Raw genomic sequence first — 24,977 nt, forward strand, 5'->3', positions numbered from 1 at the left:
ACCGCGTCACCCGTTCCCGCCGGCCGCTTTTCGCGGCCGGCGGGGCGCGGTCAGCGGGCGGGGAGGGCGAACCTGACGGTGCCCGAGACGTGGTCGCCGAGGCTGACCCCGCCGCGGACCTCGACGGTGAACTCTCCGTCCTCGTGAGCGACCACGCTGCCGGTGAAGGCCAGCCTGTCGCCCGCGTACGCGGGGACGCCGAGCTTGACGTTGATGCCACGGATGATCGCCTCGGGTCCGGCCCAGTCGGTGACGTAGCGCTCGACGAGACCCATGGTGGTCAGGATGTTGAGGAAGATGTCCTTCGACCCCTGCGCCCTCGCGCCCTCGACGTCGTGGTGGACGGGGGTGAAGTCCATCGTCGCGAGCGCGGTCGACACGACCACGGTGGGGCTCAGGTCGATCGCGAGCTCGGGAAGCGGAGCTCCGACCCGCACCTCGTCGTCGGTAAGTGTCCGCATCACGCCTCCAGGGGGACCCACATGGGGAGGATCAGCTCGTCGTCCATCTGGCGGTACGTCAGACGCACCGGCATACCGATACCCACCCGCGAAGCGGCGCAGTCCACCACGTTGCCCACGATCCGCACACCTTCCGGCAGTTCCACCACGGCGACCACGAAAGGTGTCCGGAGTCCCGGAACCTGCGGGTTGTGGTGGACGACGTAGCTGTAGACCTCCCCCTCGCCGCTCGCCGTCGCGAACGTGCGGGCGGCCGAGCGGCACGAGGGGCAGACCGGCCCCGGAGGGTGACGGAGCTCGCCGCAGTCGGCGCACTTCTGGATCCGCAGCTCGCCCGCGGCGACGCCCTCCCAGAAGAAGGCGGTGTCGGCGTTGATCGCGGGCCTCAGCGGGTACGGCGTGCGGGGGGACGCGTCTCCTGGCGTCGCGGACGGGTCCTGAGCGGACGGGTCCTGAGCGGACGGGTCCTGAGCGGACGGGTCCTGAGCGGACGGGTCCTGAGCGGACGGGTCCTGAGCGGACGGGTCCTGAGCGGACGGGTTTTTCGGAGGGACGTTCTCCGTGGGCGTGAGCCCGTTCCCGCTCGTCGCGGCTCCGCCCTCACCGGTCGCGGTCGTTTCCTTACCCGGTTCCCCCTCCCGCTCCCTGGGCCGGAACTTCAGCACCCGGAACAGCATGTCGGCCACGGCCTCGCCGTCGGCGTACCAGGTGACGTTCCAGGTGACGAAGTAGCCCTCGCCGAGCGCGGTCCGCTTCGGGCCGGTGACGCCGGCCAGCCGGGTGGCCGGGACCAGGGACTCGCCGAGTCTCACGTAGCGGTGGTAGGTCTGCTCGCAGTTGGTGGCGACCACTCCGGTATAGCCGTCGCCGTCCAGCATCGCGAGGACGGCGTCGACCGGCGTGCCGGCCCGCTTCCTCCTGTTCCCGTCCACACCGGGCATCGTCCAGACCTGGATCATCGCCGGTGGGGCCACGATCCCCCCGTGCACCCCGGCGGCGGCGGCCTCGGGGTCGGTGTAGAGCGGGTTGGCGTCGCCCATGGCGTCGGTCCAGTGCCGGATCATCGGGATGTTCACCGGGTCCGCCTCCGCGACACCGAGCACCTCGCCCTCGGCGATCCGCCGCTCCACCAGGGCGGTGAGCCGCTCGTGCGGGGAGGCGGACGCCGCCGTGGCGGACGCCGGGGCCACCGGAGCCGCCGGGGGCGCCGAATTCGTCGCGGGTGCGGGAGCGGCCTCGGGGGCCGGGGTCCTCGGGGGCGTCTCGGTCATCGGGACGACCTCGGGTGCCGGGGCCCCGGGGGCCTCAAGGACATCGGGGGCAGCGGGGGCGTCTCGGTCATCGTGGTCATCGGGGCGGCCTCGGCAGGCTCAGGCCGAGCATGGCGATGAGCTCGCGCTGGACCTCGTTGACGCCGCCGCCGAAGGTGAGCACGAGCGCGCCCTTGGCTCCGCGGTCCACGCGCTCCATCAGGTCCGCGGTGTCCGGGTCCGACGGGTCGCCGAAACGGGCCAGGACCTCACCGACGATCCTGCCGACGTCCTGCAGCCGCTCGGAGCCGTACACCTTGGTGGCCGAGGCGTCGGGGGCGCCCAGCCAGCCGAGGTCCATGTTGGCCGCGACCTGCCAGTTCAGCAGCTCGTTCGTCCGGAAGTAGGCGTAGACCTGGCCGAGCGCCCTGCGGACCGCGGGTTCCTCGATCGTGCCGGTGCGGCGGGCCCAGGCCAGGAACCGGTCGTAGGTGTGGGCGATGTTGCCCGCCGGGCCGAGCGTGACCCGTTCGTGGTTGAGCTGGTTGACGATCAGGTCCCAGCCCTTGTTCTCCTCCCCCACGACCATGTCCACCGGCACCCGTACGTCGGAGTAGTAGGTCGAGTTGGTGTGGTGGTTCCCGTCCATCGTGATGATCGGGGTCCACGAGTAGCCGGGGTCGGAGCAGTCGGCGATCATCATCGTGATCCCGCGGTGCTTCTTCGCGTCCGGGTCGGTGCGGGCGGCGAGCCAGATGTAGTGGGCGTAGTGGCCGCCCGAGGTGAAGATCTTCTGCCCGTTGACGACGTAGTGGTCGCCGTCGCGGACCGCGGTGGTGCGCAGGGAGGCCAGGTCGGTGCCCGCCCCCGGCTCGCTGTAGCCGATCGCGAAGTGGCACTCCCCGGCCAGGATGCGCGGCAGGAAGAACTCCTTCTGCGCCGCCGTCCCGTACTGCATGAGGGTGGGCCCGACGGTCTGGACGGTGATGATCGGGTACGGCACCTCGGCGCGGGCGATCTCGTTGGCGAAGATCTGCTGCTCCAGCGGGCCGTACCCGCCGCCGCCGTACTCCTTGGGCCAGCCGAGCCCGAGCTTGCCGTCGCGGCCGAGAGCGCGGCAGTGCTCCATGTAGGCGTGGCCGAACGGGTCGGCGGAGATCCGCGCGCGTCCTTCCGCGGTGAGGCACGACCGGAAGTACTCGCGAAGCTCGTCGCGGAGCCTCTTCTGGTCGGAAGTCAGGTCGATCAGCATCAGACGAGCGCTCCGATCGTGTCGAGCCGGGCTTCCACCCCGCCCAGCAGGTGGGCGTGGTGCTTGCCCCAGGCGAAGTAGCGGTGCAGCGGGTAGGTCACGTCCACGCCGACCCCGCCGTGCAGGTGCTGGCAGGTGTAGAGCGCCCGCAGCGCCTGGTCGGCCGCGGTCAGGGCGCCGACGGCGAGGTCCGCCTCGGCCTCCTCGTCCGCCCCCTCGGCCAGCCGCCACGCTCCGGACCACACGGCCACGTCCAGGGCCCGCCCGGCGATGTAGACGTCGGCGATCTGCACGGTGACCGCCTGGAACTCGGCCAGCGCCCGGCCGAACTGCCTGCGCGTCCTGATGTACTCGGTGGTGAGCGCCAGCGCCCCGGCCAGCACGCCGGAGGTGACGGCGATGTTCCCGGCCAGCGCCAGTCTCCGCAAGCCGCCGGACGCCGTACCGTCCTGGGGCCCGACGAGCTCGCCGGGGGTCCCTTCCAGGGTGAGCGCGGCGGCGGGCTCGCCGGTGGAGGTCGGCACCGGCCGCAGGCCCGCCTCCGCAGGGTTCACCAGGAACAGGCCGACCCCGGCGGGGGTGGCGGCGGGGACCAGGATCCTCGCGGCCTGGGCGGCGTAGGGCGTCGTGCCCCTGGCACCGTCCAGCACCCATCCGGCGCCGTCCTCGCGGGCGGTCGTGACCGGCGGGGCACCGAGGTCGCGGCCCGGCTCTGAGGGGGCGACGGCCAGCGAGATCTCACCGTCGGCCAGCGGGGCCAGCGCCTCGCGCTGCTCCCGGGAGCCGTACCTGGTGATCACCTGCGCCGCCACCAGGCTCTGCTCGGCGGGGACCGGGGCCACGTGGGCGCCGATCTCCCGCAGGACGACCGCCATCTCCACCGGCCCGCGCCCCGCGCCTCCGGCCTCCTCGGGCAGGCAGACGCCGAGCAGCCCCGCCTGGGCCAGGGATCGCCACAGTGCGGCGTCGTAGGACGCGCCCCCCTTCTCGTGGGCTTCGAGCCTGGCCGGGGTCACCTCCCTGCCGAGGAGGTCGACCGCGAGGTCGCGCAGGTCGGTCTGTGTCTCGTCGAGATTGAAGTCCACTGGCGCTCCAGGGTTTCTGTCGGCCGCGTCACCCCTCCGGAAAGTAGAACAGATTCTATTCTGTGTCCAGAGCCAGCCAATCGCAATAAGTCATCGCATAACCGCCGCAGCGCATATGCCATGTAAGCACGGGGCATCTTTGTGACTGGCGAGTAACCCATCGGAGTATCCGGAAATCAGATAACGTGTTCTCATGCGCACCCCGCATGTGACCACCGATACGCCGGTCGCCCCGCACCGGACCGGCAGGCACGCTCCGAGCGACGCCGATCCGGCCACGACCGAGGGGGCATCCGGCATGCAGAGCGAGTCGGCGTCCACGGGCGTCCGCACCAGAAGCCAGCACCAGCGGCGCAAGCGCATCGTCCAGGCCGCCGCGGCCCTCGCCTCGCGGGGCGGCGTCGAGGCGATGCAGATGCGGACCGTCGCCGAGCGTGCCGGGGTCGCGCTCGGCACGCTCTACCGATACTTCCCCTCCAAGATGGATCTCGTCGTCGCCGTCGTCGGCGAGGAGATCGATCTCCTGGAAACCAGCATCGAGCGCCGCCCGCCCAACGCCGCCACGGCCTCGGGGCGGGCCGTCGACGTCCTGATGCGCGCCACCCGGGGCCTGATGCGCGAGCCCGAGCTCGCCGACGCGCTCATCCGCTCGCTGATCATGGCCGATGTCGACATCCCGTTCGGCGACCGCATGGCGGGGCTGCTGCTCCGCGTCGCCGGAGCCGACCTCACCGTCGAGACCGCCACCGAGGAGCAGTTCGCCCTCGCGGGCTCGCTGTCCAGCGTCTGGGTGCACGAGCTCATGGAGATGCTCAGGGGCCGCCGCACGTACGAGCAGATCCAGCGCCGCATCGAGATCGCCGCCGAACGCCTGCTCGTCGACTTCCAGCCCTCCGCCTGAGGTCCCGTCACGCGGGAACCCCGCCGCTCCTTCCACCTGAAACTAGAACCCGTTACAGTCACTACCGAAGGCGACTAGAGCGACGTTCTGGAGCGACGCGCGAGCGGGCGGATCGGCGAGGACGGCCGCCCGGTGGCCGCGAGCTCCAAGCCGGATGGCGAGGAGATCGTTATGGGTGCGGTGATCGTCGAGGCAGTGCGAACCCCGATCGGCAGGCGCAACGGATGGCTCGCCGGGCTGAAACCGCAGGCGGTCCTCGCCGCGGCGCTCAACGGCCTGATCGGCAGGGCGGGCATCGATCCCGCCGCGGTGGAACAGGTTTTCGCCGGGTGCGTCACCCAGGCCGGAGAGCAGGGCGGCCACGTCGGGCGGCACGCCTGGCTCTACGCCGGGCTGCCGTACCAGACGGGCGTGACCACGGTCGACGCGCAGTGCGGCTCCTCGCAGCAGGCGGTGCACCTGGTCGCGGCGCTCATCCAGGCCGGGGTCATCGACGTCGGCGTGGCCTGCGGCGTCGAGGTGATGAGCCGGGCACCGCTCGGTTCCAACGTGCTGCCCGCCAACCCCCGGCCCGACGACTGGGCCATCGACCTGCCCGACCAGTTCACCGCCGCCGAGCGGATCGCGCGGCGGCGCGGGCTGACCCGCGAGCGGCTCGACCGGTTCGGCGCCAGGTCCCAGCGCCTCGCCGCGGAGGCGTGGGCCGAGGGCCGCTTCGACCGGGAGGTGGTCGCGGTGACCGCGCCGGTCCTCGGCCCGGACGGGGAGCCCACCGGCGAGACCCGCGTGGTCGACAGGGATCAGGGGCTGCGCGAGACCACCGTCGAGGGGCTGGCCGGACTCAGGCCCGTCATGGGCGAGGACGGCATGCACACGGCGGGCACCTCCTCGCAGATCTCCGACGGCGCCGCGGCGGTGCTGCTCATGAGCGAGGAGGCCGCCGCCCGGCACGGCCTGCGGCCCCGGGCCCGCGTCCTCGCCCAGGCGCTCGTCGGCTCCGAGCCGTACTACCACCTGGACGGGCCGGTGGACGCGACCGCCAGAGTTCTGTCCGCGACCGGGATGGGCGCGGCTGACATCGATAGGTTCGAGGTGAACGAGGCCTTCGCCTCGGTTGTCTTATCCTGGTCATCGGCGCACAAGCCAGACATGGAACGGGTCAACGTCAACGGCGGCGCCATAGCGCTCGGCCATCCGGTCGGAGCGACCGGTTCCCGACTGATCACCACCGCCCTGCACGAGCTTGAGCGGTCCGACTCCTCGACCGCGCTGGTGGCGATGTGCGCGGGCGGGGCGCTCGCGACCGCGACCATCCTGGAGCGCCTCTGAGCGGCGCCGATCCCCCGGTCGCCCTGAGCGGCACCGATCCCCCGAAGCGTCTTGAGCGGCGCCGGTAAGGAGCACCACCGTTGAGATCCCCCAGGCCGCACAAGGAGCACCAGCGTTGAAATCCCGTCGCAGGCCGTACAGCGAGCAGCGCCCGTTCGACACCGGCGGCGGGGTGTGGAGCGTGCCCGTCCCGATCCCCGGCAACCCGCTCGGCTACACGCTGGTCTACGCGATCGAGTCCCCCGCCGGTCCCGTGCTGGTCGACGCGGGCTGGAACGCCCCCGAGGCGTGGCTGGCGCTGCGCGACGGGCTGGGGGCGGTCGGCATGGACGTCCGCGACGTGCGCGGGGTGGTCGTGACCCACTTCCATCCCGACCACGCCGGGCTGGCCGGTCAGGTCAGGGAGGAGTCCGGCGCCTGGATCGCCATGCACGAGGCCGACGCCGCGCTGATCGGCTTCATGCGGGACTTCCAGGGCGACGCGCACCGTGACTTCCAGGCCGACATGCTGCGCCGGGCGGGAGCGGGCGCCGTCGAGGTGGAGGAGGTGACGGGGAACCGGCCGCAGCCGCCCGCGGTACCCGACCGTGTGCTCACCGACGGCGACCTCATCGACCTGCCGGGGCGCACGCTCCGGACGATCTGGACGCCCGGCCACACGCCCGGCCACGTCTGCCTGCACCTGGAGGACGCCGACCGGATCTTCACCGGGGACCACGTGCTGCCGGCCATCACGCCGCACATCGGGATCTACCCGTTCGACCGCGCGGACGTGGATCCGCTCAGCGACTTCCTGGAGTCACTGGAGAAGGTGAAGGGGCTGGGACACCTTGAAGCCCTACCCGCCCATGAATGGATATTTCAGGACACGGCGGCTCGGGCGACGGAGATCCACGTCCACCACGAGGAGAAGCTCCGACGGCTGGCCGACCTGCTCGCCGAGGCGGGGGAACCGCTGACCATCTGGGAGGTCGCCGGGCGCATGACCTGGAACCGCCCCTGGAAGGACTTCCCCGCCGTGCTGCGCGGGATGGCCGCGGGGGAGGCCGCGGCCCACCTGCGCACGCTGGAGGTTCGCGGAATCATCCGCCGTGTGATGGGAGTGGATCCGGTCCGATTCGCCATACACTCATAGACATCGGATGTCTGGCGCAACCTGAGGACGGTGCAGAGTGGCGGTCACCGACGCCGCTATCGACAAGATCAAGCAGATGATCCTGTCTGGCGAGCTCGCCCCGGGCAGCAGGCTGCCCAAGGAGGCCGACCTGGCCGATCGGCTCGGCCTGTCGCGCAACTCCCTGCGCGAGGCCGTCAGAGCCCTGGCCCTGATCAACGTGCTGGACGTGCGCCAGGGCGACGGCACGTACGTGACCAGCCTGGAGCCGAGGCTCCTGCTCGACGCGATGTCGTTCGTGGTCGACTTCCACCAGGACGACACCGTGCTGCAGTTCTTCCAGGTCCGGCGGATCCTGGAGCCCGCGGCGACCGCGATGGCGGCGACGTACATGTCCGAGTCCGAGGTCACCGAGCTGCGCAAGATCCTCGACGAGCTGCCTCCCGATCCGAGCGTCGAGCAGCTGGTGGCCAACGACCTGGAGTTCCACCAGCGCATCGCGGCGGGTTCGGGCAACGCGGTGCTGTGCTCCCTCATCGACAGCCTCTCGGGACCCACCACCAGGGCCAGGATCTGGCGGGGCCTCACCCAGGAGAACGCCCTGGAGAAGACCCGCGAGCAGCACACCGCGATCTGCGACGCCATCGGCGCCCGGCAGCCGGAGGTGGCGCGGGCCTGGGCCACGGTCCACATCGCCGGCGTCGAGGAGTGGCTCCGCAGCGCCCTCGCCTGACGGTCGTCCGGGCGCCGGGCGCCGCTTCCGGCTGCTCCCCCGCGCGAAACGCGCAGGTCGCACGAGCACCGGTACGAGCGCGCCGAGGAACGGCAGGCGGGTGGTGCGGGGAGGATCGCGAGCCGGGAGCCCGGCCAGATCCTCGGGCCCGAGGTCGCCTCCCGCCGGGGAGCCCGGAGGAACAAGCCGTCGTCGCGGCCGGCCGCGGACCGCCGGCCCGCTTCGCGCGCTTAGGACCCGCCGTCCTCGGGTAGGCACTTCGAGCACCGTGAACCTTGACGACCTCAGGAACCGCGGATTCCGGAGCAGACCGCATGAGCACCCCCCTACGGCTCGGGCTGCGCGCCAACCTCTCCCAGTTCACCCTGCTGGTCGCGGTCAACGCACTGGTCGGCGGCATGCTCGGCCAGGAGCGCACCGTGCTGCCCCTGCTGGCCGAGCGGACCTTCCACCTGGCCGCCTACAGCGGCGTGCTCACCTTCATCCTCGCCTTCGGCGTGGTGAAGGCGGTCACCAACCTCTTCGCGGGGACGCTTTCCGACCGCTACGGCCGCAAGCCCGTCCTGGTCGCCGGATGGCTCGTCGCGCTTCCCGTGCCCGCGATGCTGGCCTGGGGCCCCTCCTGGGGCTGGATCGTGGCGGCCAACGTACTGCTCGGCGTCAACCAGGGACTGACCTGGTCCACGACCATCATCATGAAGATCGACCTGACCGGCCCCGAGCGGCGGGGCCTGGCCATGGGACTCAACGAGGCCGCCGGTTACGTCGCGGTCGCGGCGACCGCCCTGGCCACCGGGTATCTCGCGGGCGCCTACGGGCTGCGCCCGGTGCCGTTCCTGCTCGGTGCCGCCTACGCCGCCCTCGGCCTCGGCCTGTCGGTGCTGGCCGTACGGGAGACCCGTGACCACGCCCGCCTTGAGGCGGCCGGACACGAGCGGTCCGACCTGACCGTCCGGCAGATCTTCCGGCATACCACCCTCACCGACCGCGCCCTGTCGGCGGCCAGCCAGGCGGGCATGGTCAACAACCTCAACGACGCCGTCGCCTGGGGCGTCTTTCCGCTGATCTTCGCCGCCCGGGGCCTGTCCGTCGCCGAGATCGGCGTGCTGGCCGCCCTGTATCCGGCCGTCTGGGGGTTCGGCCAGATGCTCACCGGCTGGTGGTCCGACCGGGTCGGCCGCAAACACCTGATCACCGCGGGCATGCTGGTCCAGGCCGTGGCCATCGCCGCGGTGGCCTTGGGCTCCACCTTCCCGGTATGGGCCGCCGCCCAGGTGCTCCTCGGGGTGGGCACCGCGCTGGTCTACCCGACGCTTCTCACCGTCATCGGTGACGTCGCCCACCCGTCGTGGAGGGCCCGATCCATCGGCGTCTACCGGCTGTGGCGTGACGGCGGCTTCGCCGTCGGCGCGCTGCTGGCCGGGGTGGTCGCCGACCTGTGGGGCCTGACCTCCGTCGCCTGGACCGTCACCGCGCTCACCGCCGCCTCCGGCCTGCTGGTCGCGGCCCGCATGTACGAGACCCTTCCGGGGAAGGCGGCGGCCCGGCCGTGACGGCACGACGCCCCGGGGCGTCCTCGTGCTCCTCCCGTCACGGTGAGACGTCCGGATCGCCGATCTCCTCGGCGATGGCCAGGGCGTGCCGGAAGCAGTCGTCGGCCTGCTCCCGGCGACCGGTCCGCAGATGGACGTGGCCCAGGCCGGTCAGCGCGTTGAGCTCGCCGGCGCTGTAGCCGATCGCGCGGGCGATGCCCAGGGCCTGCCGGAGGCAGATCTCCGCCTGCCCGTGGCGGTCGGCCCACAGGTGGGCGTGCCCCAGGCTGACCAGCGCCTCGGCCCGGCCGTACCCGTCCTCGGCCTGGCGGGCGGCACGCAGGGCCAGGCCGTGGAGCGCGCCGGCGTAGCGGGTGTGGGCCCGCAGGTGACGGTGGAGGCTCGTGGACAGGTGCAGGGCGTGGGCGGGCAGATCGTGGGTGGCCGCGTGGTCGGCCGCGGCGAGCAGGTTGGCCAGTTCGGCCCCCATCCACCGCGCCGCCTCCCTCTGCGTCCCGAAGGCCGGGGCGGGGGTGGGCGACGACCGGACGTGAGGCCGTCGCGGCGCCTCAAGGGGATGCAGGACCTTCGTCGCCTCCGAGGCGGTGTGGACGTAGTGGTCGAGCAGGCGGACCAGGGCGGCCTGCCGCTCGCCCGCGGGCTCCTCGGCATCGGCTTTGGCCGCCGCGTAGACGCGGAGCAGGTCGTGGAACCGGTAGCGTCCCGGGGCCGGTTCGGAGAGCAGGTTGGCCTCCAGGAGGTCGCCGAGCAGCCGGTCGGCGTGCTGGAGGGTGGAATCCGCCAGCGCCGCCGCGGCGTAGGCATCCAGGCCCACCTCGGGATCGACGGCGGAACCCGCCGCGGAGACGCCCAGGCCCGCTCCCGGATCGGCCACCGGTCCCGCGGCGGAACCCGCCGCGGAGGCGTCCAGGCCCGCCTCTGGACCGGCCGCGAAACCCGCCCCGGGACCGGCGGTGGAACCCGTCGCGGCACGGGCGGCGGAACCCGCCCCGAGGCGCAGGCCGAGCAGCCGGAACAGGCGCTGCTGGGCGGACGTCATCTGGTGGTAGGACAGGTCGACGGCCGCCGTCACGCTGCGCTGCCCGACCTCGAGCTCGGCCAGCCGGCGGCGCTCGTCGCGCAACCGGTCGATCAGGTGCGCCAGGGTCCAGGCGGGCCGAGCCCGCAGGCGGGCGGTGGCGATGCGCAGCGCCAGCGGCAGCCTCCCGCACAGCTCGACCACCTCGGCGACCCGTCCCGGAGGGTGGTCCGCCCCGGCGAACCGGGAGAACATCGCGATCGCGTCATGGGACGGCAGCACGTCCAGCCGGATCCTGTGCGCGTCGTCCAGGCCGATCAACCGGCGCCGGCTGGTGATCAGGACCAGGCAGCCGGGGCTGCCCGGCAGCAGCGGCAGGACCTGGGTCTCGGTGGCGGCGTTGTCGAGCAGGATCAGCATGCGCCGCCCGGCCAGGGTGGTCCGCAGCAGGGAGGCGCGGTCGTCCAGCTGGTGAGGGATCCTCTCGCCGGGAACACCCAGGGCGCGCAGCAGCCCGTTCAGCGCGTCGGTCGGCGTGGTCGGCGCCATGCCGTACGTGAAACCGTGCAGGTCGACGAAGAGCTGCCCGTCGGGGAACCGGTCGGCCAGGTGGTGTGCGGCGTGCACCGCCAGCGCGGTCTTGCCGATGCCGGCCGTCCCGTCGATCGCGCCGATCACCACGGTCGCCGAGGACCTCGTCTCGTCGCCGGCCATGCCGAGCAGGCGGCCCAGCTCCGCGGCGCGGCCGGTGAACGTGGGCAGGTCGGCGGGCAACTGCCTCGGAACCGGTGGCGCCTCGCCCGCCGGAGCCTGGTGCCGGTCGGGAAGGGGATCGTTGCGCACGATGGTCAGGTGGAGTTCCCGCAGCTCGGCCGGAGGATCCAGGCCGAGTTCCTCACCCAGCCTCTGCCGGGCGTGCTCGTAGATCTCCAGCGCCTCGGCGGTGCGTCCGGCGCGGTGCAGCGCCTGCATGAGCCCACCGGTCAGGCGCGGGCGGCGCGGGTGCTCGGCGGCCAGCGCCAGCAGCTCCTCAAGCAGGCTCTCGTGCCGGCCGAGACGCAGCCTGGCCTCGACGAGGTCCTCGACCGCGGTGAGCCGTGCCTCGTCCAGACCCCGGCAGACGTTCTCCCTGACCTCCTCGGAGGCGGCCCCGGCCAGCGCGGGTCCGCGCCACAGCGCCAGCGCCCGGCTCAGCAGCTCCACCCGCCGCTCGTCGTCGCTGTTCCTGGCGCCGGCGAGCAGGGCGCGGAACCGGTGGACGTCGACGCGCTCGGGGTCGCAGCACAGGGTGTAGCCGGCCGCTCCCCTGTCGACCCGGACCCCGGCCGGCTTCCCGCCGAAACCCGCCATGGCGGCTCGCAACCCGCTGATGTACGTGTGGATCATCCCCCGCGCGGTCACCGGCGGGTCCTGCGGCCACGTCAATTCGACCAGCCGCTCGATGGTCACCTGTTTGTTCACTTCCAGTGCGAGAAGTGCCAGCACGAACCGTTGCTTGCGCACTCCCAAATTCACCGGACGGCCCGCTTCGCTCGCCTGCACGGGGCCCAGTAGAAAGAACTCCAGCAGAACCTCCCAGCGACAAGTCTCGTAAATTTCATAGTAAACACCAGGTCCTATCAAATCAGAACCCCCGCGACCGAAAGAAAATATAAAGATCAACTTAGGGTCGTGACTGTAATTATTGGCCCTACAAGACCTCCGGCCACGTGGAGGGAGATAGGGCAGGACCTTTTCCCCTTAATAGCCGTCGCCGTTGTGACGGCCACGGCCTGCTCTCGCAGGTGTCCACGCTGCATTTCGGCGTATTCACCATGTCGCCGATCGTATTCATAAGAGGATGCGCTCTCCGTGGAACTCACAGTTACCGAACTCGCCGTCGAACGCGCCGCGAGTAAGAGTGCCGAACGGCGATCCCGCGGCACACCCAGCCCACGAACCCAAGGACGGAAACCTTGAGCGGTCCCAGCCGTCCCGTGGTGTACGGACTCAACGACATAATCCTGTGTCACACGCAGATCTCACACGTGGACGGTCACCTGGGCCGATATCGCTACCGTGACCACGACGCCATCGACCTGGCCGACGCCTGCACCCTGGAAGAAGTCTGGTGCCTGCTGCTGGACGGGCACCTGCCCACGGCCGCGCAGCGGGATGACTTCCTGCGGGAGGTCGAGGCCCTGCGCGAGATCCCGGGGGCGGTCACCGAGCTGCTTCCCGGCCTGGCGCGCCTGGGAGAGAGGACCGACGGCATCGCCTGGCTGCAGTCGGCCGTCTCCCTGCTGGCCAGGGCCCTCGACTGGGCACCGGTCCTCGATCTGGACCGCGCCGTCCTGCGCCGCCAGGTGCTCCACGCCACGGTGTCCGCGCCGATCCTGCTGGCGGCCCTGCACCGGCTGCGGAACGGCCTGCGGCCGGTGGCCCCCGACCCGGCCCTGGGCCACGCGGGCAACGCCCTCTACATGATGACCGGCGAGCCTCCCTCCGAGGAGCACGCCCGCGCCCTGGAGCAGTATCTGATCATCGCCGCGGAACACGGCATGGCCGCCTCCACCTTCGCCGCGCGGGTCATCCTCTCCACCGGCGCCGACCTCGGATCGGCGCTGTCGGGTGCCCTCGGCGCACTGAGCGGGCCGTTGCACGGCGGAGCCCCGATCCTCGCCCTGGAGATGCTGGACGAGATCGGCGCCCCGGACCGCGTGGAGCCCTGGCTGCGCGAACGTCTGTCCAGGGACGAGCGGATCATGGGTTTCGGCCACCGCATCTACCGGACCGTCGATCCGCGGGCCAACACCCTGCGCGAGGTCGCCGCACGCCTGGGGTGCGAGCGCCTCGACCTCACCCAGCGGGTGGAGAAGCACGCGGCCGTCATCCTCGACGAGGTCAAACCCGGCCGGTCGCTGCGCGCCAACGTGGAGCTGTACGCGGCCCTCGTCATGGAGGCGGTCGGGCTGCCCAGGTCCATGTTCTCGGCCACCTTCGCCATGGCCAGGCTGGTCGGCTGGGGTGCCCACCTGCTCGAACAGCACGCGGGAAACCGATTGATCCGGCCGGTCACCGCCTTCGCCGGTGGGCCCACCCGGCCCGTCCCTTCCCTTTCACAGAGAGGTCGCCTCCATGGCTGACGAGCCCATGACCCGCCGGATAGCCAGGTACGCCACGTCGGCCAGGTTCGAGGACGTCCCGGCCGACGTACGCGACACCCTGAAGATCCGGCTGCTGGACGCGCTGGGCTGCGCCGTCGGAGCCCTGGACGGGCCGCCGATCGCGATCCTGCGGGAGGACCTGGCCGAGTTCGGCGGCCCGCCCCTCGTCTCCCTCATCGGCGGCGGACGCACCTCCCCGTACGAGGCGGCCCTGTACAACGGCGCCCTGGTCCGCTATCTCGACTTCAACGACTCGTACATCGCCCCCGGCGAGACCTTCCACCCGAGCGACAACATCGGCGCGGTGCTCGCCGCGGCGGAGTACCGCGACCTGCCGGGCAGCGAGCTGCTCACGGCCATCGGCGTGGCCTACCAGGTGCAGTGCCGGCTGGGGGACGAGGGCGCGGTCCGGTGGCGGCACTTCGACCACACCACCCACGCCGGTTACGCCACCGGCGCCGGTGTCTCGCGCGCGCTGCGCCTGGACACCGACCAGGCGTCGCACGCCCTGGCCATGGCGGGTACGGCGCTCAACGCGCTGCGCGTCACCCGCACCGCGCTGTCCCACTGGAAGGGACTCGCCTACCCGTACGCGGCGGCGGCGACGACCCACCTGACCTTCCTCGCCGCGCGCGGGCTCACCGGCCCCCTCGGCGCCCTGGACGGCCGCAAGGGCCTCATGGACGCCATCTCCGGCCGGTTCGAGGTGGACTGGGAGAACGAGGGCTTCGACCGGATTCCCAAAACGTTCGTCAAGCGGTTCAACGCCGAGGTGCACTCCCAGTCGGCGCTGGAGGCCGCCCTGGAGCTGCGCGCGGAGCACGGGCTCGACCGCGCGGACATCGCCTCGGTGGAACTGGACACCTTCGACGTGGCGTACGACATCATCGGCGGCGGCAGCGACGGCGACAAGACGCGGATCAGCACCAAGGAGGAGGCCGACCACTCCCTCATGTACCTGCTCGCCGTGGGCCTGCTGGACGGGCAGGTGCTTCCCGCCCAGTACGCGCCGGAACGCATCGTGGCCGCCGACGTCCAGGACCTGCTCGGCCGGGTCCAGATCCGGGCCGAGCAGGGCTACACCGAGAGGTTCCCCGACGAGCTGGGCTGCCGCCTGCGGATCCGGCTGCACGACGGCACCGTCCTGGAACGGGAGAAGCGCGACTACGCCGGGCACTGGCGCCGTCCCGCCGACTGGACCTCGGCGCTGGCGAAGTTCACCTCGCTGACGGAGCGCTTCCTCACCCCCCAGCTGCGCGACGAGATCGCCGACTGCGTGGGGAGCCTGGACGAGCGGCCGACGAGCGCGCTGACCGACCTCCTCCGGCAGGTGCCGGGGGACACGAAGGCCGACGACCGGAGTTCGTGACCGGCCCCGGCCCCGGCACCGACGTGACCGGTACCGGAAGCGATGTGACCGGTACCGGGACCGACGTGACCGGTCTCGGAACCGACGTGACCGGTACCGGAAGCGATATGACCGGCCCCGGGACCAACGTGACCGGTCTCGGAACCGGCGACCGGCGACCGGCGACCGGCGAGACCGTGCCGGCGGCCCGGGGCGCGTCCCGGGCCGCCGGCACGGCCGGGTCCGGCAGGCACCATCCCGTTCAGGACGAGGAGCTCACACCATGCGGAAGATCCAGGTAAGGGGCGCGGTCGCGGAGCTCGACGGTGACGAGATGACCCGGGTGATCTGGCGGCTCATCAAGGAACAGCTCGTCCTTCCCTATCTGGACATCACCCTGGACTACCACGACCTGTCGATCCAGAACCGGAACGCCACCGGCGACGAGGTGACGTCGGAGGCCGCGCGGGCGATCGGGAAACACGGCGTGGGCGTCAAGTGCGCCACGATCAACCCGGACGAGGCGCGGGTCGAGGAGTTCGGCCTGGAGCGGATGTGGACCTCGCCGAACGCCAGGATCCGCAACCTGCTCGGCGGCGTCATCTTCCGCGAGCCCATCGTGATGTCGAACATCCCCCGGCTGGTGCCCCGATGGACCCGGCCGATCGTCATCGGCCGGCACGCGCACGCCGACCAGTACAAGGCGGCCGACTTCGCCGTGTCACGGCCCGGGGTCGCGAAGCTCGTGTACGTCCCCGACGACGGCGGGGAGCCGGCCGAGACGGAGATCGCGCGGTTCGCCGGCGGCGGCGTCGTGATGGGGATGTACAACCTCGACGCGTCGATCCGCGACTTCGCGCGCGCCACGATGCACTACGCGCTGACCCGCGGCCTCCCGCTGTACCTCTCGACGAAGAACACGGTGCTCAAGGCGTACGACGGCCGCTTCAAGGACCTGTTCGCCGAGACGTTCGAGTCCGAGTTCAAGGACGGATTCGAGGAGGCGGGGATCACCTACGATCACCGGCTGATCGACGACATGGTCGCCCTGGCCGTCAGGTCCGAGGGTGGCTTCGTCTGGGCGTGCAAGAACTACGACGGGGACGTGCAGTCCGACTTCGTCGCGCAGGGCTTCGGCTCGCTCGGCCTGATGACCTCGGTGCTGATGACGGCCGACGGCCGCGTCGCCGTGGCCGAGGCCGCGCACGGCACGGTCACCCGCCACTACCGGCGCCACCAGCGGGGTGCGCCGACGTCGACCAACCCGATCGCGTCCATCTTCGCCTGGACCCGCGCCCTCGCCCACCGCGGGAGGCTGGACGGCACCCCCGAGGTCGCCGCCTTCGCCTCCGCGCTGGAGCGGGCCTGCGTGGAGACCGTGCAGGCGGGCCGGATGACCAGGGACCTGGCGTTACTCGTCGGCGACGGCACCCCGTGGCTGAGCACGCAGGAGTTCGTCGGCGCGGTGCAGGAGACCCTGGGGCGGGAGATGAGGGAGCGTCCTCAGGATCTTCCGTAGGCGACGAGCATGGCGGACGCGACGACGCTGGAGACGGCGACCACGAGCATCACGAAGGGGTAGCCCATGCCCTGGCTGAGGAAGGCCGCCGCCAGGGGGCCGAGCGCCTTGGAGAGCATGATCGGGAGGGCCTGGGCTCCGGCGATGGTCGCGTAACCGGTGACGCCGTACCTCTCGGCGAGGAGCACGGGGCGGGCCAGGGTGCCGACCCCGAACCCGATCCCGAAGGTGATCACGCAGGCGACGGCGCCGACCCCGCTCCTCCCGAGCACCGGCAGGAGCGCCGCGGCCACGGCCTGCAGGAAGAAGACGGCGGCGGTGACCCCGGCGGCCGAGAAGCGCCGGTGGAGACCGGTGGTGACGAGCCTGCCGGTGACCGACAGAATGCCGAGCAGCCCGGTGACGGACGCGGCGAACGTGGGGGAATGGCCGAGTTCGGTGAGATAGGCGAGCAGGTGGACGGCGACGATCGCGATGGCCCCGGTGTGCGCGACGAACGCGACGGCCAGCAGCCAGAAGGCCCGCCCGCGCATGGCCTCGCGCAGGCCGGCGTCGCTTCGCGACTCCTCCCGCTCGGCGGGGCCGGGCTCCTCGGCGAGGGGTGGCCGCCGGATGAAGAAGGCGTGCAGCGGGATGGTGGTCACGGCGTGGATGACGGCGAGGAAGACCAGGGCGGTACGCCAGCCGTAGAGGTCGACGAGCAGTCCGGTGAGGGGCAGGAAGATGCTGGAGGCGAATCCGGCCACCAGGGTGACGGTCAGCAGGGCGGTGGAGCGGCGGGCGGGGTCGAACCAGGCGACGACGATCGCGAACGCCGGTTCGTAGAGCGTCATGGCCGAGGACAGGCCGATGACGGCGAGGACCGCGTAGAGGGCGGGCAGGTTGTCGACCCGGGACCAGGCGAACGTCGCCAGCGTGCCGGCGACCGAGCCCAGCGTCATGAGGCCGCGCCCGCCGTGGCGGTCCAGCCACCGGCCGACCAGCGGGGCGGCGAGCCCGGTGACCAGCACGGCGAGGGTGAAGGCGCCGGTGACCTGGCTCACGGAGGCGCCCAGATCACGCCGCATGGGACTGAGGAAAACGGCGAACGCGTAGTAGAGCACCCCGTAACCGACGGTCTGCGTTATGGCCAGGGCGACGACGATGCGCCAGCCGTGGGAGATCCGAGGCGGTTTACTCTTTTTACTCTGTTGTTTGACGGTCACTCGCGGTATTCACCTCCGAGTCGGCGGGCTCCGGCCGGTTCGCGTGGATCCGCACCCGCGCGCCCGCGAACAGCCCGGCTGAGTGGCGTTCTCCAGCGGCATTCGAACCGCGTCGCCGGATCCACGGGGATCCCGATGGACGCGGGCGCGTCACCCTGTCGCCGGCACGCACCTTGCGAATAGAGAACCGTTCCCGCCATCCGATGCGGCAATCCACAGAAACACACTGCCCGCCGAATGGCTTCGGTCAACGAATCGGCGCGCGAACGTGACGGGCTTCACAGCGTGGACCACCAATCAATGAAAATAGAAAAATGCGATTTGTTACCGTTTTTCCATCGGCCGCCGAGCACCGCCCGTCAACCGTTGACCGCTGGCCGTGGACCACGACCGCCTTTCGCCACCCCGGACCCCCGGGCCACGGCGTCCACCGTGGCCCGGGGGTCCGGACGTCCTCAAAGATGCTCGGACTCAGAGATGCTCGGAGCAGCAGCCGTCCTTGCGCATGACCCGGGACGTCTCCAGCCAGTCGGTCCCACCGGCCACGGACGTCCCGGCGCCGGCGCTCCGCGTCATCAGCTCCTCCTGCCGGCGCAGCACGCCGTCGCGCATCGTCATCGGGGTCCGCACCAGCGTGGAGAAGTCCCTGAACGGGTCTCCGTCGACGAAGACCAGGTCGGCGAGCTTGCCGGGCTCGACCGTGCCCAGGTCGTCCTCGACGCCGAACACCCGGGCCGGCAGCACCGTGACGGTACGCAGCGCCTGCGTGGCGGAGAAGCCGTACCGGTGCAGCGCCCGCAGGGCCAGGTGGAGATGGAGCCCGACCGGGTAGAGCGGCGAATCGGTGCCCAGCGCGATGCCGGCGTTGTCCTGCCTGATCATGCGCCGGTAGATGTCGACCTCGGTCTCGATCCTGAGCAGCTCGGCGAACGTCGGGGGCTCCGCCGCGGTGCTGCGCACCATGGCGACGTCCCACGGGGGCATCAGCCGGGTCACCCGGGGATCCTCGGCGAGCGAGGGGTCCGCGCCCAGCAGCTGCAGCGCGGAGAAGGGGGTGGCGACGAGGTGGAAATCAGGACTCCGGTAGACCTCCTCGACGTCCTGGTAGGCGCGGCCCAGCGCGGAGGTCGCGTGACCGTACTCCAGCCGCTGGGTGGCCTGCAGGTGCGTCGTGAGGTCCTGCCCCAGGTTGATCCCCGGGTAGCACAGGTGGCTCCCGGCCCGGACGCCGAGTTTCTCGTGGGCGGCCTTGACGGCCTCCTCCATGATCCAGCCGTCCGCGCGCACGTACGTCTTGACGAAGTCGTAGTCCAGCGTGGTCGCCCGGTCGAGGGTGCGGCGCACGCCCTCGCGGGTCTGGTGGGCGCGGCCCATGGTGTAGGCGACCCGGGAGCCGTCGATCAGCTCGCCGGTCGCGAAGAGGCGCGGCCCGTCCACCTCCCCGGCGGCGATGGCCTCGCGGAGGCGTACGCCCTCGTAGGCGAAACCTCCCAGGGAGACGGTCGTGGTGATGCCGTAGGCGAGGTTGACGATGTTCTGCCGGCCGCCGTAGGTGTACTGCCAGGGGTGGACGTGGGAGTCCCACAGTCCGGGCAGCACGGTGTGGGCGGAGGCGTCTATATGGCGTTCGGCGCCGCGGGGCCTGCCCGGCCGGTGCGGCTCGACGGAGACGATGCGGTTGCCACGTACGACGATGTCGACGTTTTCGAGGACCTTGTCGCCGGTGCCGTCCCACAGGCGGCCCGCGTGGACGCGGGTCGTGGCGGAGGGCGGCGACTTGCGACGGTAGGTGAGCGGGACGCGCAGCGCGCGGCGCGACCCGCCTTCGCGGTCGACCAGCCGGAGATCGCCCCCGGCCAGATAGAGGATGGTGCGGGAGTCCTTGGCCCAGGAGGGATGGTCGGCGGCCTCGTCGGTGATCCGCCGTGGTGCCCCGGCGGGAGCGCCGTCGCCGCGGACGGGGAGCACCCACAGCGCGGACTCGGCGACGAACGCCATCCATCGCCCGTCGGGAGACCACACGGGCCCGGAGGCGTAGCGGTCGGACAGCGACATGTGCCCGGAGGGGGCGTGCAGGACCGCCTCCCCCGTGCGCGTGTCGACGACGCGGATGAGGTTGTAGCCCTCGCGGAAGCGCTGGGTCAGCCGGTTGCGGTCGGCGAGGGCGATGTATCGGCCGTCGGGGGACCACGTGGGCGGGCCCGGCAGGCCGCCCGCGCCGAGCGCGGCGATCAGCGTGCGCTCCTCACCGGTCGCCAGGTCGCGGACCAGGAGGTTTCCGGCGGGGTCGTGGCAGGCGAGCCGGGTGCCGTCGGGAGAGAGGGCCGGGTTGACCCGGCCGCCGGTGGCGAGGGTCGTCTCCGTGCCGTCGGCGACGTTCCTGCGGTGCACGGCGTACAGCCCGTCCCGGTCGTCGCAGTAGAGGACGCTGCGGCCGTCGGGCGCCCACACCGGTGACTGGATGTAGTGTTCGGGCTTGGCCTGGACGAGTTTGCGCGGCCGGCCGTCGACGGGCATGAGCCAGAGGGCGTTGAGCACGACGAACGCGACCGATTTGCCGTCCGGCGCGAGCACGGGATGGTGGATCCCGCGCACGGGCCGGGGGGCGGTGGAGTCGAACTCGTACTTCTTGTCCCGGTACGAGGAGTCCGGCACGTCGATCCGCGCGGTGAACGGGATCTCCGTGACGTTCCCCGAGTCCAGCCGCCGAACCCGGACCTGCCCGTCGGCGAGATAGAGCAGCTCGTTCGCGGACAGCCAGCGGGCGGGCACCGGGAAGACGTCCTCTCCCTCGGCGACCCGCCCGCCGTCCACCATGAGGGCGGCGTCGGGCCCCCGCTCTCCGGCGGTGACGTGGATGTAGGCGACCCGCCTGCCGTCGGGCGACGGCGCGGGGCACGACAGGGTGCCCGTGCCGACGGTGCGCACCACGGTGACCTCGCCGCCCTCCGCGGGGACCGAGACGAGGGCGCGGGCCTCCAGCGCCTCGGCTCTGACGAAGAGGATGCTGCGGCCGTCGGCGGACCACGCCGGGTCGTAGTCGTTCTGCGGGCCGGTCGTCAGCTGCGTCAGCCGGCCGTCGCGGACGTCCACGGTCCAGATGTGGTACGAGCTGCCCTTGGCGGGGTCCCCGCCGCGCTCGGAGGCGAAGGCGATCCTTCTGCCGTCCGGGGACCAGCTCACTCCCCTGTCGTCCCAGGGGCCGTCCGTGAGCCGGCGCAGGTTCGAGCCGTCCGGAGCCATGGTCCATATATGGAAACCGCCCCCCTTGTACGCGCACACGGCCACGGTGGAACCGTCGGGGGACCAGGTGGGCCGGGTGGGTTCGAGGTCGGCGGCGGTCAGGGCGACGGCCTTTCCCCCCGCGCGAGGGAGCGACCACAGGATGCCCTGGACCTCCAGGATCAGCCGGTCACCGGTGGGCGAGGCGGTCACGGTCCCGTTGGTGAGACTCGTGAAGGTGAGCGTCCGGCGGCCCCTGACGAGCGTACCCGGCGCGAGCTCGGCCGAGGTGGGTGCGCCCGGGGCGAGCGCCCCAAAAACGGACTCGACACCAGGAACGGCTACTGAACCTGTCGAAGCACCTGTAATCGCTATTGTCTGGATGAAACGCCGTCTGGAAAAGCCATCCAAAGCAAATACTCCTTTCTGGGAGCGTGTCTCCGAACCCTCCGCTATGGCCCCTGAGCGTAAGGAGTACTTCAGATACGATCCAGACCTTGACTTCTCGGAAAATGGGAATGATCTTCCCCGGTCACCGTTCCGCGACACCGCCGGGCCGGGGCGGAGAGGGCCGGACACGGCCACCGGAAAGGACCTCCGGCCTCGGCGCGACCATTCGTCGCCGTCGCCTTACCCGCGCCGCCGGACGCGGATATCAGCACGTCGCGAGGGCGATCGGGGTATTCGTCCGGTATGGATACTGGATGGCATTCCAAGATGATGGCACCGGGCACACTAAGTTGATCTTCGTGTTTTCTTGAGATCTTGACGACCCCGGATCGTCGGCTCGACCGGGCCGGCGGATCGTTAACTTTCCCTCCGGCCGTCAACGGCAAACTCGTGCCATACGGACATTTCCGACTAAAGGTAGTTCACGGGAAGTTATCGTCAACAGGGCGTATTTGACTCTGTCAGTGAAGATCGCCAACAGGAAAGACCCAAGTCAGAGGCCCGGAATCTACCAACAGGGTCCGTTATCAAATCGTGATATTGACATCCGTCAACGAGAAGGTTCGGTGAATCTTTCGTTAACCTCAGCAAACTTCCGACTCCCCCCGCCCGGCACGGCAGAGGGTGACACGACGGTTACTCGCGCATACTTGCGTTCCCCGAGAGCGGTGTGCTGTCTTGCTATAGGAAATACGGAGGCACATAAGCTCCGGTACGCGGAAATTCGACGGCCGCTCGATGCCGCCGTACGCCCCATTCGGGACATCTCCCGCACAGTTCACCTGGAAACTGTTCTCGATTTTCTCCAGATAGGCCCGTCGATGTCTGTTGCACATATTCCGGTCGACACCCTGATTATGGAATCCCCAAGGACCCTGATAGGAGCGGGGCGGGCCGCTGCCGTGGCAAAAGAGGCCGAAAGCGTGGCACGAAGCGCATTTCATCCCGTCCGGGTTCTTCTGGTGGTCGGGACCGGATTCTCCCGGCGCCCGTGGCGCGGCCGAATCGTCGACGCGTTACGCCCGGTCCGTCTCCGCGTGGCCGTCCAACCCGCCATGCCGACGCCCGCGTCCGTCGCCCGGCTGGCCGGTGAGGCTCGCGCCCACCGGGCGGACGTGGTGGTCGCGGTGGGCGGCGGCAGCGTCATGGACGGCGCGAAGGCCGCGGCCGCCCTCGCCTACGAGCCCGCCGACCCCACTCCGGAGTCCGTGGCCGTCGCGTGCGAGGAGGGCGCCCCCGCCGAAGGGGTGCCGGTCGTCGCCGTTCCCACCACCCCGGGCACGGGCGCGGAGGCCACGTCGTTCGCCACGGTCTGGGACGTGGACCGGGGCCGCAAGCTCTCGCTGCGCGGGGACTCCGTGCTCCCCGCCGTCGCGATCCTCGACCCCGATCTGCTCCTCGGGCTCCCCGGCCCGCAGCTCACCTGCGGCCTCCTCGACACCTTCGCCCAGGCCCTTGAGGGGGCGTGGTCGACGCGTGCCGACGCGCGGGCCGAGGCGCTGGGCGCGGCGGCGTGGGCCCGGCTGTCCTGGCTGCTCGACCGGCCGTACCGGTCCCTGGAGGCTCCGGCGGCCTCGGAGCGGGAGGCCGTGCTGCTCGCCGGACACTACGCGGGCCGCGCCATCGCGGTCGCCGGCACCACGGTGTGCCACGCGCTCTCCTACCCGCTGACCCTGCGCTACGGCCTGAACCACGGCCAGGCGTGCGGCGTCACGCTGGGACGGGTGCTGCGGTACAACGCGGCCGTCGAGGACGGGGACTGCGCCGACGCGCGCGGGGCCGGTCGAGTGCGCGCCGCCATCGCCGGCGTCGTCGCCGCCGCGGGAGCGGACGACGCCTTCACCCTGGCCCGGCGGATCGAGGCGTTCCTCGCGTCCGCGGACCTGCCTCCCGTACCGGATCTGCGCCCCGACGCCGCCCGGATAGCCGCCGAGGCTCTCGGCTACGACCGCGCCGGCAACAACCCCCGGCGGCTGAGCATCAAAAGCCTGACCCATCTCCTGACGACGACCGCGCCCTGACCGATTCCTCGGAGGCGAGCATGCGCGTTGACACGTACAAAGTCGTTCACTGGATGAACGTCCGCAAGATGACGACCCGGCAGGTCGCCGAGGCCTCCGGCCTCGACCACGGGCACCTTGAAGGGATGCTCGGCGTGCCCGGCGACGGGGAGTGGCCCGACGCGACGACCACCGCGGTCGCCCGGACGCTCCGGATCGAGCCGGAGAAGCTCGGTGCCAGCGGCCGGCGCGACCTGACCGTGGTCACGCGGACCGCGGAGGAGCTGCGGGCCACGCGGCGGCCCATACAGCGGGACGGCATCCACTTCTACAACTACTACACGATGGCGGCGCCGCCCGGCGCGGTCGCACCGGTCATCCTCGACATCCTCTGTCCCGCCGGCCGCGTCCCGGCCCTCAACAACGGGCATCTGGAGCCCGCGATCACCGTCAACCTCGGTCCCGGCGACATCCACGGCCGCTGGGGAGAGGAGCTCGACGACACGACCTGGCAGGTGATCAGGGCCAACGTCGAGGACGACGCGTGGATCGTCGGCGATTCCTACGTCGAGCCCTCCTACTGCCCGCACAGCTACTCGCTGGTCTCGGACGTCCCGGCCCGCATCGTGTCCTACACCGGCCAGTCCAACCTGGCCGGGCTGCTGGAGGACGTCAACGACTGGGCGGAACCCGCCGTCCTGGAACTCGTCGACCGGCTCGGCCGGGACCCGTCCCCGTCCGCGCTGGCCGACATGCTGCTGGCACGCCGCGGCCACACCCTCGAATCGGCGGCGGCGACCCTGAGCATGAGCGGGGAGAAGCTGGCCGCGGCCCTCGACGACGGCTCCGCCGACGTGCTGCGCGAGCTGGGCTCCGCGCTCGGTTTCGACCACCGGCTGCTGCTGCGCCCTGAGCGCAGGCACGACGCCGCGGGCAAGACGTACCGGGAGGTCGCCGAGTGCCGGCGGGACGCCCGGACCTTCCGTGGGTACGAGGTCACGTCGCTGGCCGCCGCCCCGCACCTGCCCGACCTGGTCGGCCAGTACATGCGGGTGACCGGTGACGCCGGCGGGGAGCTGTGCGAACCCGCCGAGACGCACTACCTGGTGACCCAGGGCACGGTGGAGCTCCGCTGGACCGCCGCCGACGGCCGGACCGGGACCGCCGAGCTGGGCGTGGACGGGACGGCCTGGGCCGCCCCCTTCGTGACGCACCGCTGGTCGGGCGACGGCGCGCTGATCAAGCTCGGCTCCGGGCGGCACCTCGGCTACCTGGACCTGTACGAGCTCACCAACACCTACGCCGCCGCCTCGACGCTGCGCCGCGGACGCCGTGACGGCCGCAGCTGGGGTTACGACTCCTGAGGGAGTCGGTCCGGATACCCGCACCCT

Annotated in this window: 17 protein-coding genes; 10 read left to right on the forward strand and 7 right to left on the reverse strand. The window is 71.3% G+C overall.

Going from position 1 to position 24,977, the window contains the following annotated elements; genetic code table 11:
• Positions 1 to 50: 50 nt before the first annotated feature.
• The 4 genes from OG587_RS46255 to OG587_RS46270 form a co-directional block, all read right to left on the reverse strand.
• Entirely contained in the window at positions 51 to 461 is a 411-nt protein-coding gene (locus OG587_RS46255; protein WP_329085433.1) for a MaoC/PaaZ C-terminal domain-containing protein, read from the reverse strand.
• Positions 461 to 1,732: a bifunctional MaoC family dehydratase N-terminal/OB-fold nucleic acid binding domain-containing protein gene (locus OG587_RS46260; RefSeq protein WP_329085434.1), complete on the reverse strand. Its 1,272-nt coding sequence runs from the start codon at positions 1,730 to 1,732 to the stop codon at positions 461 to 463. Before OG587_RS46260 ends, OG587_RS46255 begins: the two co-directional genes overlap by 1 nt.
• Positions 1,733 to 1,808: 76 nt before the next feature.
• Positions 1,809 to 2,963, reverse strand: a complete 1,155-nt coding sequence (locus OG587_RS46265; protein WP_329085436.1) for an acyl-CoA dehydrogenase family protein — start codon at positions 2,961 to 2,963, stop codon at positions 1,809 to 1,811.
• The gene (locus OG587_RS46270; RefSeq protein ID WP_329085438.1) at positions 2,963 to 4,048 is read right to left on the reverse strand and encodes an acyl-CoA dehydrogenase family protein; all 1,086 of its coding nucleotides are present in this window, start codon (positions 4,046 to 4,048) and stop codon (positions 2,963 to 2,965) included. Before OG587_RS46270 ends, OG587_RS46265 begins: the two co-directional genes overlap by 1 nt.
• A gap of 298 nt (positions 4,049 to 4,346) precedes the next feature.
• On the opposite strand from OG587_RS46270, the gene OG587_RS46275 reads away from it, so the two are divergent.
• The 5 genes from OG587_RS46275 (at position 4,347) to OG587_RS46295 (ending at position 9,678) form a co-directional block, all read left to right on the forward strand.
• Positions 4,347 to 4,949, forward strand: coding sequence for a TetR family transcriptional regulator (locus OG587_RS46275; RefSeq protein ID WP_329094225.1), 603 nt, complete (start codon positions 4,347 to 4,349; stop codon positions 4,947 to 4,949).
• A gap of 171 nt (positions 4,950 to 5,120) precedes the next feature.
• Complete coding sequence (locus OG587_RS46280) at positions 5,121 to 6,278, forward strand: steroid 3-ketoacyl-CoA thiolase (RefSeq protein ID WP_329085439.1); 1,158 nt, start codon at positions 5,121 to 5,123, stop codon at positions 6,276 to 6,278.
• 115 nt (positions 6,279 to 6,393) lie between these two features.
• On the forward strand, positions 6,394 to 7,413 hold the full coding sequence (locus OG587_RS46285; protein WP_329085440.1) for an MBL fold metallo-hydrolase: 1,020 nt from the start codon (positions 6,394 to 6,396) through the stop codon (positions 7,411 to 7,413).
• Positions 7,414 to 7,450: 37 nt separating this feature from the next.
• Positions 7,451 to 8,125 carry a FadR/GntR family transcriptional regulator gene (locus OG587_RS46290; RefSeq protein ID WP_329085442.1) on the forward strand — a complete coding sequence of 225 codons (675 nt, stop codon included), beginning with the start codon at positions 7,451 to 7,453 and terminating at the stop codon, positions 8,123 to 8,125.
• 314 nt (positions 8,126 to 8,439) lie between these two features.
• Entirely contained in the window at positions 8,440 to 9,678 is a 1,239-nt protein-coding gene (locus tag OG587_RS46295; protein ID WP_329085444.1) for an MFS transporter, read from the forward strand.
• Positions 9,679 to 9,715: 37 nt separating this feature from the next.
• Here the strand turns inward: OG587_RS46295 and OG587_RS46300 are convergent, their stop codons facing one another.
• On the reverse strand, positions 9,716 to 12,238 hold the full coding sequence (locus OG587_RS46300) for an AfsR/SARP family transcriptional regulator (RefSeq protein ID WP_329085445.1): 2,523 nt from the start codon (positions 12,236 to 12,238) through the stop codon (positions 9,716 to 9,718).
• A 413-nt stretch (positions 12,239 to 12,651) separates the two neighbouring features.
• Between OG587_RS46300 and OG587_RS46305 the strand changes: the two genes are divergently transcribed.
• From OG587_RS46305 to OG587_RS46315, 3 genes are all read left to right on the forward strand, one after another.
• Positions 12,652 to 13,821, forward strand: coding sequence for a citrate synthase (locus OG587_RS46305; protein WP_329085447.1), 1,170 nt, complete (start codon positions 12,652 to 12,654; stop codon positions 13,819 to 13,821).
• Complete coding sequence (locus tag OG587_RS46310; RefSeq protein WP_329085449.1) at positions 13,814 to 15,211, forward strand: MmgE/PrpD family protein; 1,398 nt, start codon at positions 13,814 to 13,816, stop codon at positions 15,209 to 15,211. The genes OG587_RS46305 and OG587_RS46310 overlap by 8 nt, the downstream gene beginning before the upstream one ends.
• A 262-nt stretch (positions 15,212 to 15,473) precedes the next feature.
• Complete coding sequence (locus OG587_RS46315) at positions 15,474 to 16,709, forward strand: NADP-dependent isocitrate dehydrogenase (RefSeq protein WP_329085450.1); 1,236 nt, start codon at positions 15,474 to 15,476, stop codon at positions 16,707 to 16,709.
• On the opposite strand, the gene OG587_RS46320 is transcribed toward OG587_RS46315, so the two are convergent.
• Both OG587_RS46320 and OG587_RS46325 read right to left on the reverse strand, forming a co-directional pair.
• Positions 16,694 to 17,914: an MFS transporter gene (locus OG587_RS46320; protein WP_329085452.1), complete on the reverse strand. Its 1,221-nt coding sequence runs from the start codon at positions 17,912 to 17,914 to the stop codon at positions 16,694 to 16,696. The genes OG587_RS46315 and OG587_RS46320 overlap by 16 nt on opposite strands.
• A 471-nt stretch (positions 17,915 to 18,385) precedes the next feature.
• Positions 18,386 to 21,349, reverse strand: coding sequence for an amidohydrolase family protein (locus OG587_RS46325; RefSeq protein WP_329085453.1), 2,964 nt, complete (start codon positions 21,347 to 21,349; stop codon positions 18,386 to 18,388).
• Positions 21,350 to 22,443: 1,094 nt separating this feature from the next.
• On the opposite strand from OG587_RS46325, the gene OG587_RS46330 reads away from it, so the two are divergent.
• Positions 22,444 to 23,607 (forward strand): iron-containing alcohol dehydrogenase, encoded by a 1,164-nt coding sequence (locus OG587_RS46330; protein WP_329085454.1) that lies wholly within the window; start codon positions 22,444 to 22,446, stop codon positions 23,605 to 23,607.
• A 20-nt stretch (positions 23,608 to 23,627) separates the two neighbouring features.
• Complete coding sequence (locus OG587_RS46335) at positions 23,628 to 24,950, forward strand: histidine kinase (protein WP_329085455.1); 1,323 nt, start codon at positions 23,628 to 23,630, stop codon at positions 24,948 to 24,950.
• Positions 24,951 to 24,977: the final 27 nt, after the last annotated feature.

The sequence above is a fragment of the Streptosporangium sp. NBC_01469 genome (genome assembly GCF_036227305.1).
In the GTDB taxonomy this organism is placed as follows: Bacteria; Actinomycetota; Actinomycetes; order Streptosporangiales; family Streptosporangiaceae; genus Streptosporangium.